General features: G+C 29.1%; 17 protein-coding genes and 1 tRNA gene. 9 read left to right on the top strand and 9 right to left on the bottom strand.

Features of this window, described 5'->3' with window-relative positions; all coding sequences use genetic code 11:
• Nucleotides 1–30 precede the first annotated feature (30 nt).
• Nucleotides 31–771: a sulfite exporter TauE/SafE family protein gene (locus AC8IGH_RS01560; RefSeq protein ID WP_507418960.1), complete on the top strand. Its 741-nt coding sequence runs from the start codon at nucleotides 31–33 to the stop codon at nucleotides 769–771.
• Here AC8IGH_RS01560 and AC8IGH_RS01555 read toward each other — a convergent pair whose 3' ends face one another.
• Together AC8IGH_RS01555 and AC8IGH_RS01550 are read right to left on the bottom strand one after the other, a co-directional pair.
• Nucleotides 772–1,014: a c-type cytochrome gene (locus AC8IGH_RS01555; protein ID WP_507418959.1), complete on the bottom strand. Its 243-nt coding sequence runs from the start codon at nucleotides 1,012–1,014 to the stop codon at nucleotides 772–774.
• Nucleotides 1,015–1,102: 88 nt separating this feature from the next.
• Nucleotides 1,103–2,305 (bottom strand): sulfite oxidase, encoded by a 1,203-nt coding sequence (locus AC8IGH_RS01550; protein WP_507418958.1) that lies wholly within the window; start codon nucleotides 2,303–2,305, stop codon nucleotides 1,103–1,105.
• A 126-nt stretch (nucleotides 2,306–2,431) separates the two neighbouring features.
• Between AC8IGH_RS01550 and moaA the strand changes: the two genes are divergently transcribed.
• From moaA to rpoH, 8 genes are all read left to right on the top strand, one after another.
• A complete protein-coding gene (gene moaA / locus AC8IGH_RS01545; RefSeq protein WP_507418957.1) occupies nucleotides 2,432–3,421 on the top strand; it encodes a GTP 3',8-cyclase MoaA in 990 nt (329 codons plus the stop codon).
• Complete coding sequence (gene moaC / locus AC8IGH_RS01540; protein WP_507418956.1) at nucleotides 3,421–3,966, top strand: cyclic pyranopterin monophosphate synthase MoaC; 546 nt, start codon at nucleotides 3,421–3,423, stop codon at nucleotides 3,964–3,966. Before moaA ends, moaC begins: the two co-directional genes overlap by 1 nt.
• Before the next feature lie 31 nt (nucleotides 3,967–3,997).
• Nucleotides 3,998–4,267 carry a hypothetical protein gene (locus AC8IGH_RS01535; protein WP_507418955.1) on the top strand — a complete coding sequence of 90 codons (270 nt, stop codon included), beginning with the start codon at nucleotides 3,998–4,000 and terminating at the stop codon, nucleotides 4,265–4,267.
• Nucleotides 4,267–4,707, top strand: a complete 441-nt coding sequence (locus AC8IGH_RS01530) for a molybdenum cofactor biosynthesis protein MoaE (protein WP_507418954.1) — start codon at nucleotides 4,267–4,269, stop codon at nucleotides 4,705–4,707. Before AC8IGH_RS01535 ends, AC8IGH_RS01530 begins: the two co-directional genes overlap by 1 nt.
• 139 nt (nucleotides 4,708–4,846) lie before the next feature.
• On the top strand, nucleotides 4,847–5,323 hold the full coding sequence (gene pal, locus AC8IGH_RS01525) for a peptidoglycan-associated lipoprotein Pal (protein WP_507418953.1): 477 nt from the start codon (nucleotides 4,847–4,849) through the stop codon (nucleotides 5,321–5,323).
• Between the two features lie 802 nt (nucleotides 5,324–6,125).
• Nucleotides 6,126–6,200, top strand: a tRNA-Arg gene (locus AC8IGH_RS01520).
• 12 nt (nucleotides 6,201–6,212) lie between these two features.
• Nucleotides 6,213–7,196 carry an RluA family pseudouridine synthase gene (locus AC8IGH_RS01515; RefSeq protein WP_507418952.1) on the top strand — a complete coding sequence of 328 codons (984 nt, stop codon included), beginning with the start codon at nucleotides 6,213–6,215 and terminating at the stop codon, nucleotides 7,194–7,196.
• Between the two features lie 38 nt (nucleotides 7,197–7,234).
• Complete coding sequence (gene rpoH / locus AC8IGH_RS01510; RefSeq protein WP_507418951.1) at nucleotides 7,235–8,134, top strand: RNA polymerase sigma factor RpoH; 900 nt, start codon at nucleotides 7,235–7,237, stop codon at nucleotides 8,132–8,134.
• Here the strand turns inward: rpoH and AC8IGH_RS01505 are convergent.
• From AC8IGH_RS01505 to ybgF, 7 genes are read right to left on the bottom strand one after another with little or no spacing between them, the layout of a single operon-like run.
• Nucleotides 8,124–9,413, bottom strand: a complete 1,290-nt coding sequence (locus AC8IGH_RS01505; protein ID WP_507418950.1) for an adenylosuccinate synthase — start codon at nucleotides 9,411–9,413, stop codon at nucleotides 8,124–8,126. The two genes, rpoH and AC8IGH_RS01505, sit on opposite strands and share 11 nt — an antisense overlap.
• 37 nt (nucleotides 9,414–9,450) lie before the next feature.
• A complete protein-coding gene (thiD, locus tag AC8IGH_RS01500) occupies nucleotides 9,451–10,245 on the bottom strand; it encodes a bifunctional hydroxymethylpyrimidine kinase/phosphomethylpyrimidine kinase (protein WP_507418949.1) in 795 nt (264 codons plus the stop codon).
• A gap of 2 nt (nucleotides 10,246–10,247) precedes the next feature.
• Entirely contained in the window at nucleotides 10,248–11,585 is a 1,338-nt protein-coding gene (gene glmM / locus AC8IGH_RS01495; RefSeq protein ID WP_507418948.1) for a phosphoglucosamine mutase, read from the bottom strand.
• Between the two features lie 2 nt (nucleotides 11,586–11,587).
• On the bottom strand, nucleotides 11,588–12,652 hold the full coding sequence (folP, locus tag AC8IGH_RS01490) for a dihydropteroate synthase (protein WP_507418947.1): 1,065 nt from the start codon (nucleotides 12,650–12,652) through the stop codon (nucleotides 11,588–11,590).
• A gap of 15 nt (nucleotides 12,653–12,667) precedes the next feature.
• Nucleotides 12,668–14,566, bottom strand: a complete 1,899-nt coding sequence (gene ftsH / locus AC8IGH_RS01485; RefSeq protein WP_507418946.1) for an ATP-dependent zinc metalloprotease FtsH — start codon at nucleotides 14,564–14,566, stop codon at nucleotides 12,668–12,670.
• Between the two features lie 43 nt (nucleotides 14,567–14,609).
• Nucleotides 14,610–15,941 (bottom strand): tRNA lysidine(34) synthetase TilS, encoded by a 1,332-nt coding sequence (gene tilS, locus AC8IGH_RS01480; RefSeq protein ID WP_507418945.1) that lies wholly within the window; start codon nucleotides 15,939–15,941, stop codon nucleotides 14,610–14,612.
• Nucleotides 15,907–16,890, bottom strand: coding sequence for a tol-pal system protein YbgF (ybgF, locus tag AC8IGH_RS01475; RefSeq protein WP_507418944.1), 984 nt, complete (start codon nucleotides 16,888–16,890; stop codon nucleotides 15,907–15,909). The genes tilS and ybgF overlap by 35 nt, the downstream gene beginning before the upstream one ends.
• Nucleotides 16,891–16,958: the final 68 nt, after the last annotated feature.

Genomic DNA, 16,958 nt, shown 5'->3' with positions numbered 1-16,958 from the left:
TGTATCATTAATACCTATAGATTTAAAAATATGCTATCCATAATTTTTTTTTTAGTTGCAGCAGTTTATGCAAGCGTTGGCTTTGCAGGAGGAACTTCATATTTAGCATTATTAACAATTTATGATGTAGAATATTTGCTAATTCCCATTATCGCTTTAACTTGCAATATTATTGTCGCAAGCGGAAATTGCTTCAATTACATCAGAGCTGGACACTTAGATATTAAATTTTTAACTCCCTATTTTTTAGGTTCAATACCTTTAGCTTTTATTGGTGGAAAATTTCAAATAACAAAAGATTTTTTTCAAATTTTATTATTTTTTTGTCTAACAGTAAGTAGCTTATTACTTATAATGCAAACAAGACAATACAAATTAACAAATGAAATCATTAAAAAAATTCCATTTTTTATTGCTGTTTTGATTGGTGCCATTATTGGATTAGTATCTGGAATTGTTGGAATTGGCGGAGGAATTATACTTTCGCCTATACTATTCAATTTAAAAGCTGCACACCCTAAAAAAATTATTATGGCTGCTTCTTTATTTATTCTAATAAACTCTATTGCAGGTTTTTTAGGGCAAATTCAGAAATTTAATAATATTTCACAACTACAACCTTACTTATATTTACCTTTGGCCGTATTATTAGGAGGTCAGCTTGGAAATTTTCTTAATATAAAAATATTAAAATCACACATTCTTGCTTTATTAACATCAATACTAGTTCTGATTGTTGCAATTCGTTTAGGTTTAAAAATATTTTTTTAATTATTTTGTAGCTTTTTCGACGTAAAAAGAAACTGCTTCTATTTCTTGAGGAGTTAGAATTTTATCGTTTCCAAAGGCTGGCATTATTCCAATACCATTCGTAACTGCTTGTTTTACTTGTGCTTGTGTTGGTTTTAGTTCGTCTAAACTTGGCCCAATATCTCCTTTAGATTTTGCATTTGCTAATTGGTGACAACTTGCACAATTTGCTTTTTCATTAAATATTTTAAGACCTAAAACCATTTTATCTTGATCGGCTTTTACGCTGAATTGCAAAAAAAAATATACAAGAAGAAAATTAAAAAAAATTTTCTTAAATTTAATTAAAAATTTATGCAACTGAAATTTTAACGCTATGATCTAGCCAACCATTATGAGAATAGCCACTATTATTCTCAAGTCTTAATTTAGGTTGTGACCCTTTTTCATCAGTTGCTCGAGATGCGACTGTATAATTACCTTTTTCTAAATTTGCTTCAAATTGAAATTGTCTCCAAGCAAATTTTCCAAGATTTGGTCCAACAAATTTTGCATTCTTCCAAGTCTTTCCCTCATCAATAGACAGAGCAACACCTTTTAAAGGAGCACCATTACTAAATGCAACACCAGTAAATACAACTTTTCCTGAATTTGCTGCAGTAAGCGGTGAAGTAATCCAACTTTTTACATTCATTTCCCAGCAGGTATCATCCTTAACATTTGCTTTCTCGCCAATTTTGTAAATTCTATAACGAGTAGACATAATTTTATAATCAGACTCTTTGTCTGTGAAAGCTAATTTATTAATATGTTTAACATTATTTATTCCATAATATCCTGGCACAACTAATCTAAGTGGACCTCCATGTGCGTTTGGAATTGGAACTCCATTAATTTCCCAAGCTAATAAACAATCTTCATAAGTTGAAATTGGAACAGATCTTTCAACGGCACCTTCTTTTGGATCAATATCTTTTGGTGCATCCGCTCCTGTTCCTGTTATAAACTTAGCTCCGGCAGTAAGTCCTCCGCAAAGTTCTGCTAAATATTTAATTGAAACACCTGAAAAAAACACGCACGCCGCACTACCTGTGTCCCATTTAGTTCCACTAGGTCCATGAGCAAAAAATTTACGTCCATTTCCAGAACACTGAAGAACCATTGGGGTAATCTTTAGAGGCATTTTTTGAAGCTCTGCTAAAGTAAATGTTCTTGGTTTTTGAACTCCGTGAACTTCTAATTTCCAATCAGGTCTATTGCCAATTTGCCCGTCAGTTAAAGATTTAACATTATTTCTAACATACATATTTTCAATTGGAGTAACAATTCCACTTCCAATCATATCACGGTGAGTCTCGATTGTTCCCTCAGAGTGAATAATTAATGCATTTCTATTTTTCCACTTAATATATTCAGGAGTAGCTTTTGGAGTGGCGCTAGCATGATCTGCTTTTGCAATATTAAAATTTGAAATTGATGAAATTGCGGCTACACCAGCAATTGCTGCTGAACCTGTTAAAAAAGATCTTCTATTTGGACTTGTAACTTTTTTCATACAAAACCTCCTAAAGTTAAGTTCGCATAAAAAATATAATGAAAATTTAGAAGTTTGTATATTCACTTATTAAGTGAAAAAAAATCTTTTGACTATCTTGCTATTATAGATTGTAATCTCAAATTAATGGTTCATTTAAAAGATAATTTTGGCAGAACTTTCCCTTATTTTAGAATTTCAATTACTGACGTTTGCAACTTTAAATGTGGTTACTGTCTACCTGATGGTTATAAAAAACCAGAGAATAAAAAAAGTTTTTTAACTTTAGATGAAATTAGAAGAATTGGAATTGCCTTATCAGAGCTTGGTGTATGTAAAATTAGATTAACAGGTGGTGAGCCCACTGTTCGAAAAGATTTTTTAGATATTGTTAAAAATTTAAAATCCCTTCAAGGAATTAAAAAAGTAGTAATGACTACAAATGGTTATAACTTAAAACTAATTGCAAAATCGCTGATGGAGCAAAAAATTGATGGAATTAATATTAGCATCGACAGTTTAGATAGAGAAAAATTTAAATTTATTACTGGGATGGATAAACTTGAAGATATCATGACAGGTCTTGAGATCTTACAAAAAAATAATTTCAAAAAAATAAAGATAAATGCTGTTTTGCTTAAAGGTGTAAATGATAGTGAAGAAGACTTTAATAATTGGCAAGAATTTATAAAATCTAACTATGTTGATTTTCGTTATATAGAATTAATGCAAACAGGCGATAATTTAGATTACTTTAAAAAATATCATGTCTCTGCAAATGTATTTAGAGATTACTTATTAAAAAATGGATGGATTCATCAAACTGCAGGTTTTGATTCTGGGCCAGCTAAAAGTTACATTCACAAAAATTTTAATGGTAAGTTTGGGATTATAGCGCCCTATTCAAAAGATTTTTGCAAAAGCTGTAATCGTTTAAGAATTACAGCTCAAGGAGATTTAAGATTATGTTTATTCGGAGATACTGGAATATCTCTGCGTGCATTATTGCAAAGCGATGATCAAATTCCTGAACTTAAAAATTTAATTAACAACCAATTAAATTTTAAAAAAGAATCCCATTATTTGGAATTAGGAAATACTGGACTGACATCTCATCTTGCAAGTATTGGAGGATAATGACAAATCTTAAAATTGTAGACACTACTGTTTTAAAAGATTGGGCAAAAGAAATATTTTCGAACAATAATTTTCATATGGTGGATGTTTCTCAGAAACAAAATACTCACCGTAAAGCATTAGCTATGGGCAAAATATATGTAGGTGAAAAAACATTTAAATTAATCCAAAATAAACAGATGCCTAAAGGTGATCCAGTGTCTTTAGCGGAAGTGGCTGCTTTATTGGGTGTAAAAAAAACTAGTGAGATTATTCCGTTATGTCATCCTTTAACTGTTGATTATAGTTCAACAAAAATTATTCAAAATCCTAATGATTTTTCACTAGAAACTTACTGTGTAGTTGCTGCATTCGCAAAGACAGGTGTAGAGATGGAAGCGATTATGGGAGTAAATGCAGCGTTAGTAACAATTTATGACTTATGCAAGATTGTAAATCCTGATCTTAAAATTGATGGAGTTCGTTTGCTAATTAAACAAGGCGGCAAGTCAGGAACATGGATAAATCCAAATGGACTACCAGAATTTTTACAAGATTTATTCTAAAAATTTAAATAACAAATAAATTTAATTTATTATGAAAATTAAAATAAAATTATTTGGAAATTCCAAAGATATTTTTAAAAGTTCAACTTTACATCTAAAGTTTAATAAAAGAATAAAAGTTAAAGATATTAGAAAAAAATTAATAGAAATTATTGAAGAAAAACATAATTTAAATAAATCTTATAAAGATCTTATAAGAAAATCAGCGTTTTGCTCCGAACAAAATGAAATTGTAGGAGACTCTTACATTTTAAAGAAAGATAAGATTATTTCTATTATACCACCAATTGGAGGAGGTTAATGATACACGCAAAAATTGTTGATACAAAAAAAATTAGCATTAAAAAAGCAGAAAAATTTATAAAAGATTTTAATGCTGGTGCGAGTATTTTTTTTATAGGGAATATAAGAAAAAATAACAATAATAGGAACGTTACAGGTATTACTTATGATGCTTTTGATAAGCTTGTAATAAAAATTTTTAAAAAAATTTATACTGAAGGAGTTAAAAAATTTAAATTAAAAAAAGCAAAAGTTTTTATAGAACATGCCAAAGGGTATGTTCCATTGGGAAAACCTTCAATTATAATTGCAGTATCATGCAAACACAGAAATGAAGCTTATCAATTATCTAGATATTTAATTGAACAAATCAAAATTAGAGCACCTATTTGGAAAAAAGAATATTATAAAAATCAAAGATCAGAGTGGCTCAAGGGAACTTCAATTAAAATTAAATAACATTATTATAGATATAAAATCATAAAATTTTTTATAAATAACCTTCTGATTGAAATTTAAACTCATAATTGAAATTTGTCTTAATTAGGACACATTTAAAAATTAGCCTAAAAAAAATAATTAAGGGGAGAAAAATATCATGATCAAAAATATTTCAAAAATAATTATTGCATTTTTATCTATACTTATTGTTAGCTGCACAACACAAAAAGCAAATGTAAATAAAATTGAAATTGATAATGATATTTATGCAGGGACAGAAACTATTAAATTTTTAGCCGACGGAGTTAAAGATAGAGTCTTTTTTGCAACTAACAAATACAATATCTCAACTCAAGGTATTGATACCCTTTTAAAGCAAGCAAATTATCTTAAAAATAATCCTAATTTGAATGTCACTTTAGAAGGCCATGCCGATGAAAGAGGAACAAGAGAGTATAACTTAGCTCTTGGTGAAAAAAGAGCAAATGCAGTTAAAGATTTCTTAATTGCAAACGGTATAGCTTCATCAAGAATTAAAGTTGTAAGTTATGGTAAAGAAAGACCTGCAAATCCAGCTTCTAATGCTGTGGCATGGTCACAAAATCGAAGAACAGTAACAGTTAAAATTAATTAATTTTTTAGTTTTTCTTAAATAATATTAAGAAGAAATATTTAAAATGGCTAACTTGTTATTTGCATTTTTCTACAGCTTGCCAATAATAATGCTAGTATTATCTTTATTTTTCATATTTGTATTTATTACTTTCCGCAAAAAGCGAACGATAGATGATTATACGCAAATTAGAGTATTCAATTCTATTTTTAAAAAATATTTAATAACGAACCTTATACTTTCATTAATTATCCTAAAATTAAATATTGAAAATATCTTTGATGCTCCTGCTTTTTATATTTTAATATTTATATTATTGACTGTATTAACTTTAATTTTTGCCCACTTTAATTATTTTAAATACGATTCACTTACTTCGCTACGAAATATTAAAATTAAATCAATTCACTTTATTATGATAGTTTCACATTTTCTGAAAATTATTATTTTGCTTACAATAATTTTTAATAATGAATATTATTTTTAACAATAGTGAATAAATCTACTGATAAAAAAATAAATAAAAAAAAATTATCAAACTTTAAAATTATAATATGGATGATTATTATAATAGCTGTTGGTTATTTCTTAAATCAATATCTATTTAATATGTTAAATTGGATATTTTCTTATCTAGTTATTATTTAAAAATTCATTAATAACTTTGAAACACATATATAATATATAACAAATCTATTTTTTAACTTTTTAAAGTAAGTTGGTCATTCTACTATCTTAAAATTCTCTGGTAGATGATTCTATTCTTTGTTAATTTAACTTCGAAATAATAAATTAATAAAACTTATCTGATTAAATAAGTTTCGGTCTTGTAGTGAAATGGATATCATCCTAGTCTTCGAAACTAGAGTTCTAGGTTCAAGTCCTAGCAAGACCACCAAAATTACAATTCATGTCTATAAACGAATACAAATTTGAAATAACAGAAGAAAAAAATAATAAACGTTTAGATTCTGCTCTTGCCGTTCTAATTCCAGAAATTAGCAGAACAAGAATTAAAAATATTATTAATGAAGGCTTTGTTAAAATTAATAAAATTCAAATCACACAACCCTCTATCAAAATACGATCGTCTGATATTATAGAAGTTTCAATACCTAAACCTAAAGAAGTTAATATTTCAGCAAAAAATATTAAATTAGATATTCGTTTCGAAGATGAAGATTTATTAATTGTTAATAAATCTCCAGAAATGGTTGTTCATCCTGGTGCTGGAAATTTTGATAACACCTTAGTAAACGCATTAATGTTTCATTGTAAAAATAAACTTTCAACTATTGGGGGAGAGTTAAGACCTGGCATAGTTCATAGAATTGATAAAGGTACAAGTGGCCTGTTAGTAGTTGCAAAAAATGATAATGCACATATTTTTTTATCAAAACAATTTGCAGAACATACTATCAAAAGAGTCTATGAAGTTCTTGTTTATGGAAGAATGAAACCTAGTGCTGGGCAAATTTCCTCTATGATTGGCAGAAGTAAATTCAATAGAAAAAAAATGAGTATTAATACTTCTAGAGGAAAAGATGCTGTTACAAATTATAAAACTATGGAATTTTTTTCAGGTAAAAAAATTCCCGATATGAGTCTTCTAGAATGCAGACTGGAGACTGGAAGAACTCATCAAATACGCGTTCACTTATCCTCCTATGGCAATCCTATTATTGGAGATCAAATTTATGGAAAACAAAATAAATTCATTAGAGACATTGATCCTAAATTTAAAGAATTATTAGAGGGATTTAAAAGACAAGCTTTACATGCAAGATCAATTGGATTTATTCATCCAACTACAAAAAAAGAAATTGAATTTGAATGTGAAAAACCAAAAGATTTTGAAAATCTACTAAAAACAATCAAAAAGCTTAAGTTTTAATATCTTGTTATACAAGTTATAATGCTTACATAAATATAATGGAAAAAAATGAAAAAAATTCTAATCTTCCAATTCTTTCACCTGAAGGAAGTTTAAATTCCTATTTATTAAAAATTAGAAAATTCCCAATGTTAGAGCCAGAGCAAGAATATATTCTTGCAAAAAATTGGCGCGAAAAAGGAGATAGAGAGTCAGCTCATACTTTAGTTACTAGTCATTTAAGATTAGTTGCAAAAATTGCAATGGGATACAGAGGTTATGGTTTACCTGTGGGAGAATTAATATCTGAAGGAAATATCGGTTTAATGCAGGCCGTTAAAAAATTTGATCCTGAAAGAGGATTTAGACTTGCAACTTATGCAATGTGGTGGATTAAAGCTTCAATTCAAGAATATATTCTAAGATCATGGAGTTTGGTTAAAATTGGTACAACTGCAGCGCAAAAAAAATTATTTTTTAATCTTAGAAAATTAAAAAACCAGATTTTTGCAATTGAAAGCGGTGATATGACTGAAGCACATGTTAAAGAAATAGCAAATCGACTAGATGTAAATGAAGATGAAGTTATTTCCATGAACAGAAGAATGTCAGGACAAGAACAATCTTTAAATGCTAAAATTTCTGATGAAGAACAAGGTAGTCAATGGCAGGATTGGATTGTAGATGAAAATGCCGATCAAGAATTATTGATCTCACAACGCCAAGAATTAAATCAAAAACATGCTTTATTACAAACAGCTTTAAAAGTTTTAGATGAAAGAGAAAAAGAAATTTTATACGATAGAAAACTTATTGATGAACCAAAAACTTTAGAAGAACTTAGTCAAAAATATAAGATTAGTAGAGAAAGAGTAAGACAAATTGAAAATAGAGCTTTTGAAAAAGTTCAAAAAGCAATGTTAGAAAATATTAAAACAAAACCTTTCATTACGCATTAAAAGGATCTTCGACAAAGATCGTATCATCTCTTTCAGGACTTGTTGAAATACTTCCAATTTTAACACCAATAAAATCTTCAATAGCTGCGATATAAATTTTTGCCTTTTCAGGTAATTCTTTATAATTTCTTATTCCTTTTGTTTCAGACTTCCAGCCTTCAAAAGTTTTATAGATAGGTTCTACTGCAAATTGATCTTCTGATGCACTTGGAAAAAAATCAATTTCTTTGCCGCGTAATTTATAACCAACACAAAATTTTATTTCATCTAACGTATCAAGCACATCTAATTTAGTCAGAGCAATACCTGTAATGCCTGAAATGGTTGCTGATTGTTTAACAAGGACTCCATCGAACCAACCACATCTTCTTTTTCTATTAGTGACTGTCCCAAATTCATGGCCTCTTTGACCAATCAATTCTCCAGTTGCATCTTTAAGTTCTGTTGGAAAAGGACCTTCTCCAACTCTTGTTGTGTAAGCCTTAGTAATTCCAAGAACATAATCAATTGTTTTTGGACCACAACCAGTGCCAACCGATGCTGTTCCAGCAACCGTATTTGATGAGGTAACATAAGGATAGGTTCCATGGTCTACATCAAGCAATATTCCTTGTGCACCTTCAAATAATATTTTTTTATTTAAATTTTGATATTCAGCAATTTTTTTCCAAACTGGTTGAGAAAATTTTAATATTTTTGGAGCAATTTTTAATAATTCTTTAATTAATTCTTCTGATTTATATATTTTTTTTTTAAGTCCTTTTCTGATTGCATTATGATGCTCTAAAATAACTTCAAGTCTTTGCTCTAAATTTGTCTTAGAACGCAGATCCATAACTCGAATAGAACGTCTACCAATTTTGTCTTCATAGGCTGGTCCTATTCCTCTTCTTGTTGTTCCAATTTTAGATTTTGCAGCATCTTCTCTGATCTCATCCATTTCTTTATGAAATGGTAAAATTAAAGTTGCTGTATCAGAAATAATTAAATTATTTTCGTTAACATCAATTCCTTTTTTTTTAATCTCTTCAATTTCCTCAAGTAAAGCCCAAGGATCTATAACAACTCCGTTTCCAATAATTGAGATCTTATTGCCTCTAACAATTCCTGATGGGAGTAATTTTAATTTAAAAACTTTTCCGTTAATAACTAGGGTATGACCTGCATTATGACCACCTTGAAATCTAATAACGACATCAGCTTGCTCTGAAAGCCAATCCACAATCTTTCCTTTGCCCTCATCACCCCACTGAGAGCCTACAACTACAACGTTTGTCATAAGTAAATTTTTAAATCTCGATAAAGATCTAAATTATTTAATTTAATAAAGCCATATGATTAATTGGCCCATGTCCTCTTCCAAATTTTGGATTTAATAAAATTGCTTTATGTACATACTGAATAGATCGCTTGCACGATTCGTTCATATTATAATTTTTGGAAATAAAAGAAGCGATTGCACTTGATAATGTACAACCTGTACCATGCGTATTTTTAGTTTTAATTTTTTTATTCTTAAAGATTTTAATATTTTCTTTTGAAACTAGTACATCCTCAATAATAGATTTATTATTATGTCCTCCTTTTATAAGTACAAACTTAGGTCCAAACTTTAGTATTTCTTTTCCAGCATTAATTACATCCTCTAAGTTATTAATTTTTTTTTTTATTAATGTTTCGGCTTCTGGAATGTTTGGCGTTACTAATAATGCAAAGGGTAATAGTTTTTTTCTAAGATAATTAATAGAACTACTACTTATTAACTTGTGACCTCCTTTTGCAACCATCACAGGATCTATCACAATGTTTTTTAATTTATTTTTTTTAATAGCTTTTATCACTACTTTTATGACACCTATATTATGCAACATGCCGATTTTCACGGAATTTGGCTTAATATCTTTAACTGAAAATGAAATTTGATTAAAAATTTCTTTTGGAGGAATAGCAACAATTGATTTTACTCCTGTTGTATTTTGAGCAGTAATTGCAGTAATTGCTGTCATTGCATAAACACCGAGAGACGTGGCTGTTTTTATATCTGCTTGAATACCAGCTCCACCACTAGAGTCTGAACCTGCAATAATTAATAGTTTGGAGTTTAGTTTCAATGTTAAACGTAATTCATAATTAGTTTCTTTACTTCACTTACAGTGTCTTTAATTAATTTTTTATCTGAACTTTCAACCATTATTCTAACAAGATTTTCAGTTCCTGATTTTCTAACTAATAATCTACCTTCCTGTTTTAAATTTTTATCAATTTGATCAATTTTTGATTTTAAAGATTTATTTTCAACAATATTTTTATTCTTAACCTTAATATTTTCTAATACTTGTGGAACTTTTTTAAATACTGAAAATACCTTACTTGCTTTGCCATTATTTTTTAAAGAATTTAAAACTTCTAAAGCAACTAATAAGCCATCTCCTGTCGTTGCGAAATTTCCAAGAATAATATGTCCTGATTGTTCTCCTCCCAAATTGTATTTCAAACTATTCATTTTTTCTTTAACATATCGGTCACCAACATCTGCTCTATAAAATTTAATATTATTATCTTTAAAATAATTTTCTAATCCTAGATTAGTCATTAATGTTCCAACTACGCCTCCTTTTAAGATTTTTTTCTTTTTCCAATTTTTCGCAATCATTGCAATAATTTGATCTCCATCAATAATATCTCCTTTTTCATCGCACATAATGACCCGATCCGCATCCCCATCAAACGCTATACCAATATCTGCTTTATGAGTTTTTACTGATTGTTGAATAAGTTCTGGATGTGTAGAACCGCAATTTTTATTAATATTAAAACCGTCTGGGTTAATTCCAATAGCTATAACTTCAGCTCCTAATTCACGAAGCAAAGCAGGTGCAGATTTATATGCAGCGCCATTAGCGCAATCTAAGAATATTTTAACTCCTGACAAATTAAATGATCTCGAAAAAATGTTTTTTAATATTCCTATGTAATTTTCAGTTGCATCTTCTAACCTTTTTGCTCTTCCTAATAAATTTGGCTTAACTAAATATTTTTCTATTTTATCATCGATTAATTTTTCGATTTGCTTTTCTACTTTGTCAGAAAGTTTCATTCCGTCAGGACCAAAAAGTTTTAATCCATTGTCGATATGGGGATTGTGTGATGCTGTTAACATAATTCCAAGATCTGCTTTCATAGATTTTGTTAACATCGCAAGTCCATTAGTTGGTAATGGTCCAAGCAATAAAACATCCATACCAGAAGAAATAAGTCCTGATACTAAAGCAGGTTCAAGCATATAACCTGATAAACGTGTATCTTTTGCGATAATTGCTTTATGCCTTTGCTTGTTTTGATTAGAAAAATACGTTCCAGCAGCAAGACCAAATCTAAAGAACATTTCTCCTGTAATGTTTCCCTTATTAACTTCTCCTCTAATACCGTCAGTTCCAAAATATTTTTTCATTATTATTTTTTTAAAAATTGTGAATAAACTTTAAGAGCTTCGTTGGTTTCTTGTATATCATGAACTCTAAATAGCTGAATACCTTGTAAATAAGAATACAAAACAGAGCCAATTGTGCCCCCTAATCTTTGAGGATTATCTTTTTCTCCCATAATTTTACCTATAAAACTTTTTCGCGAAGGCCCCACCATTATCGGATAACCTAAACTATGAAAAAGTGAAATCTTAGAAATAATTTCTAAGTTATGTTCTAAAGTTTTTCCAAAACCAATTCCTGGATCAATAATAATTTGTTCATCTTTAATTCCATTATCTTTTAAAAATTTAATTTTTTTCTCAAAATAATCAAAGATATCTAGTAACACATTTTCATAAGTTGGATTATTTTGCATATTCTCCGGTATACCTTGTGAATGATTTAAAATAATTGGTTTTCCAGAATCTTTTACAACTTGATAAGATTGTTCATCGAAATCTAATGCAGAAACATCATTAATTATATCAACTCCAATACTTAATCCATGTTGCATAACTTTAGATTTTCTTGTGTCTATTGAAACTAATTGTTTTGGATATTTATTTTTTATTAATTGAATTGTGTCTGATACTCTTGCTATTTCATCTTGCTCGCTAACTGATTTAGCACCAGGTCTTGTCGACTCTCCACCAACATCAATAATATGTGCTCCAAAGTCTATCATGTCTTTTACATGATCAAGTGCTCTAAAAGTATTATTATATTTTCCTCCATCAGAAAAACTGTCTGGAGTAACATTTAAGACTCCCATTAAAATAGGATTTTTAAGATCTAAATTTAAAATATTACTCCTTTTGAATGTTATTTTATCCAAATCACTTTGTATTTCATTTTTAAATTCTAAATTTTCTATTTCTTGAACACTATATTCTTCAACTATATTTGAATCTGATTGTCTTTTTAAAATTTCTACTGATAAAAATCCCAAATTTTCAAGTCCGCAAAGACTTTTGGCTGTTCCATTTTGAATAAAATAATTGGCCTTTTGGCCATAAACTATATTTGTTGGCCTTATATAAGTGCCCTTCATGGAAGAAAAGTTAGATTAACTTTGCGTATTAGGCTTTAAACCTATCGTTCCTAAAGCGCTACCTAATTTTTTCTTAGTGGTACTAACCTCTTCTTTTGCAGATAGACGTTTTGGATAAATATTTTCAAAAACTATTTTCTTAATTTCTTCACCTGATAACGTTTCATATGTTAATAAAGCTTTTGCAACTTTATGAAGGTCGTCAATTTTCTCGGATAATATTTTTTTAGCTCTTGTATATCCGGACTCGACAATTTTTTTAACTTCAGCATCAATTTTTTTAGCCGTTTCTTCTGAAACGTTTTGCTGTCTAGAAACAGATCTTCCTAAAAATACTTCTTCTTCATTTTCTTGATAAGCAATAGGTCCTAATTGATCACTCATTCCATATCTTGTGACCATATTTTTTGCCATTTTTGTTACCATTTCGATGTCAGATGATGCTCCAGAGGTAACTTTGTCATAACCAAAAATCATTTCCTCAGCAATTCTTCCTCCCATTGCAACAGAAATATCTCCGTACATTTTTTCTCTGGTTACAGACAATTGATCTCTTTCTGGAAGTCTCATTACCATACCTAAAGCTCTGCCTCTTGGAATAATTGTTGCTTTATGAATTGGATCAGAAGTTTGCTCATATAAAGCGACAACTGCATGTCCGCCTTCATGATAAGCAGTTAAAGTTTTTTCTTCTTCTGTCATGATCATAGATCTTCTTTCTGCCCCCATCATGACTTTATCTTTAGCTTCTTCAAGATCAGACATAGTAACAATTCTTTTATTTTTTCTTGCAGCAAGCAAAGCGGATTCATTAACAATATTTGCAAGATCGGCACCTGAAAAACCAGGCGTACCTCTTGCTATAACTTTGGGATTTACGTCTGGACCAGTTGTAATCTTTTTAAGATGAACTTTTAAAATAGCTTCTCTGCCAATAATATCTGGGTTAGATACAACAACTTGTCTATCAAAACGACCTGGTCTCAGTAAAGCAGGATCTAAAACATCTGGTCTGTTTGTTGCAGCAATTAAAATCACTCCATCATTAGTTTCAAATCCATCCATTTCAACAAGCAGCTGATTTAATGTTTGTTCTCTCTCATCGTTACCACCGCCTAATCCAGCACCTCTACTTCTACCAACAGCATCAATCTCATCTATGAATATAATACAAGGAGCGCTCTTTTTTCCTTGTTCAAACATATCTCTAACTCTAGATGCTCCAACTCCAACAAACATTTCTACAAAGTCTGAACCTGAAATTGTAAAGAAAGGAACATTTGCTTCTCCGGCAATTGCTCTTGCTAATAAAGTCTTACCAGTTCCTGGAGGTCCCACAAGTAAAGCGCCTTTTGGAATTCTTCCTCCTAATTTTTGAAATTTTCTAGGGTCTTTTAAAAAATGAACAATTTCTTCTAATTCTTCTTTTGCCTCTTCAACTCCAGCAACATCTTGGAATGTTACTCTACCATGAGCCTCAGTTAGTAATTTTGCTTTAGACCTTCCAAATCCCATAGCTCCACCTTTGCCACCTTGCATCTGACGCATGAAAAATATCCACACTCCAATAAGTAGCAACATCGGAAACCATGATAATATTACTCCCCACAATGAAGGTCCCTTTTCTTCTCTAGGTCCAGCAGTAATTGAAACACCTTTTGCTGATAATTTTTCTACTAGATTTGGATAATTTGGAGAATAAGTTTTAAAACCTTTGCCATCTCTAAAACTTCCTGAAATTTCATTTCCTCTAATGTCAACTGATGCAACGTTACCTTTGTCTACTTCTGTTAAGAAAGTAGAAAAAGGCATTTCAGTTTTACCAGTAATTGAACCTGGATTTTGAAAAAGATTATATAGTCCTAAAACGAGTAGAACGATTACGCCCCACATCATTAAATTACGCAAATTCATACTTTAAAAGTAGTCATTATTTTAAATTAAACAAGTACTATTCTCAAATAAATCTGAGATAAGTTACTGCAAAACTATCATTTTTTATATTGTATTTTCTGTTCTTAAAATTAAGGAAAGGAACAAATAACAATTCCCCATTATTATTCCAAAAAGACGGTAAAGTTTTTTTTGCTTGTGCTGGAATCTTGCTCATATAATTGAATTTATTTTTTTTTAAATATTCAATCCCATCAGTTCCTAATCTTTTGACAACAAATTGTTGTTGATTGTTAAAATTTTTACAAACTAAAAAACGATCATCCCAATTTTTTTTTTGTTTTACTTTATTTAAAGTTTCAACGGCAACATTTCTATCTTCTCTAAAAAATGAAATTAAATTTTTATTTTTTTCAATTAAGCATCCTCCTAAAGTTGATGATTTATAAGATTTTGTCGATAAATTTTTCATTAAAGTTTTTAAACTGTCCGATCTTGGCGGATAATATTCGCCAGAAACAAAATGAATTGCTTTAATAAGAGTTCTAAAAATTACTTCTTGTGCTTCATTTTTAAAAATAGAAGACTTAAGAGTTGCATAACCTTCTTTATAAAAATTTAGATACTTTTTTTCTGATTTAAAAATATAAAATTCTAGTGAATTCTTTGCAGTATTAAGATTTTCAATAGTTTTAATAATACGTTTTGGGTCAAATCCTTCTTTCTGCAATTTGCTTTGGATTTTTCTAATTCTAACTCTTAAAAATTTATCATTTTTATTTGATGGGTCTTTAATCCATGATGAATAAGATGCTTTAGTCACATTTAATAATTCTTGTTTATTAAAATTTAATAAAGGTCTTAAAAGATAAAAATTTTTGTTAAATTCAAAAATATTTTGTAATGATGTTAAGCCTTTTATACCGCTGCCTCTAATTAATCTTATATAAAAATTTTCAATTAAATCATCTTGATGATGGGCAAGAATTAGAAATTTAATTTTATTTTTTTCACAATATTTCTCAAACAAATCATATCGTAAATCTCTAGCTTTTTTTTGGATATTAGAAAAAAATCTTTTACCCTGATAACTTAAAATTTTCGCTTTGATCTTATTTTTTGTTAAATTTAAATAAGTTTGTTTTGCTTCATTAGTAGAATTTTTTCTTAATTTATGATCAATAATTAAAGCAACAAAATCATTATCATTCTCTAATGAATACAACTTTGCAAGCACACTTAAAGCCAAACTATCGCTACCTCCGGATACCGCAATAGCAAATTTTTCTTTGCCAACAAAAGATGAAATTTTTTCTCTGAAATGAAAATAAATCTGATTTATTTTTTTAACTTCTAATAGCTTAAGATTTACCACAATTAAATCTTTTCTTTTCATAAGATGATTTTTGTAAAATTGCAGCATCAGTCTTAGGATATGCTTTTTTTAAATTAATAATCATCTTACAACCTTGTTCAATTTCACCAAGTTCTGCAAGAGTGACGCCTAATTTTAATAAATTCTCTGGAGCTTTTGGACTATTAGGATATTTTTGATAACCGTCTAAAAAAGCTGTCGCAGCGTCATCATAAAGTTGTCTTATGTAAAATGTTTCCGCATACCAAAATTGTGCGCTTCCTGCGAGTTCATGCTTTGGATGAGTATCTACAAATTCTTTAAAAGCAGTCTCAGCTTTTTCAAAATCTCCATTTTTCATGATATTCATTGCATATTTATATTGTTCAGCAGTTGAAGCTTTTGGCAAAATTTTTGTTTTAGGTTTATTAACTTTTTCTTTTAATTTTATATTTTCAGACTCGGTTACTTTTTCTTGGTCTTGATTAACTTTTTCTTTTTCTGAGTTAATCTCTTCTTCGATTATAACTTCTTCAGAATTTAAAATATTAGTTTCATTTTTTTTAACAGGCGGAATATTATTTTCTATTGTAACTTCTTTAGGAGCGCTTACTTTTTCACTAATAATTTTATTATTTTCTAATTGTTGAAATCTTAATTGATTATCATTTGAAACTTTATTTAACCGATCTGACAACTGCTGAAGTTTATAATTATTTTCTTCAAACTTTGATGTCATTTGCTGTATTTGCTTTTCCAGTTCTGAAATTTTAGCTAATTGTCTAGTTAAAGCTTCGTTGACCGCAATATTATCTGAAGGTAAAGCAGCATTTTTACTATAAACAGCTTTCTCTAAGGTTTGAATATCTTTTTGAATCTTTTCTAATCTATCTAATAATTCATTTGTTTTATTATCTTGTTGCGCATAAGCAAATTTCGCAAAAAAGAAAATAATTATGATTTTTAGTAAAAAGTTTTTTTTAAAAAACATTCTTATTTATTGTATTTAATTTAAATGGCAAAAAAAAGACCCTAATGAGTTTATCATTAGGGTCTTTT

The sequence above is a fragment of the Candidatus Allofontibacter sp. genome (assembly GCF_038145245.1).
In the GTDB taxonomy this organism is placed as follows: Bacteria; Pseudomonadota; Alphaproteobacteria; order Pelagibacterales; family Pelagibacteraceae; genus Fontibacterium.
Note: the sequence above shows the minus strand (reverse complement) of the source record. Positions and strands in the feature narration are given on the sequence as shown.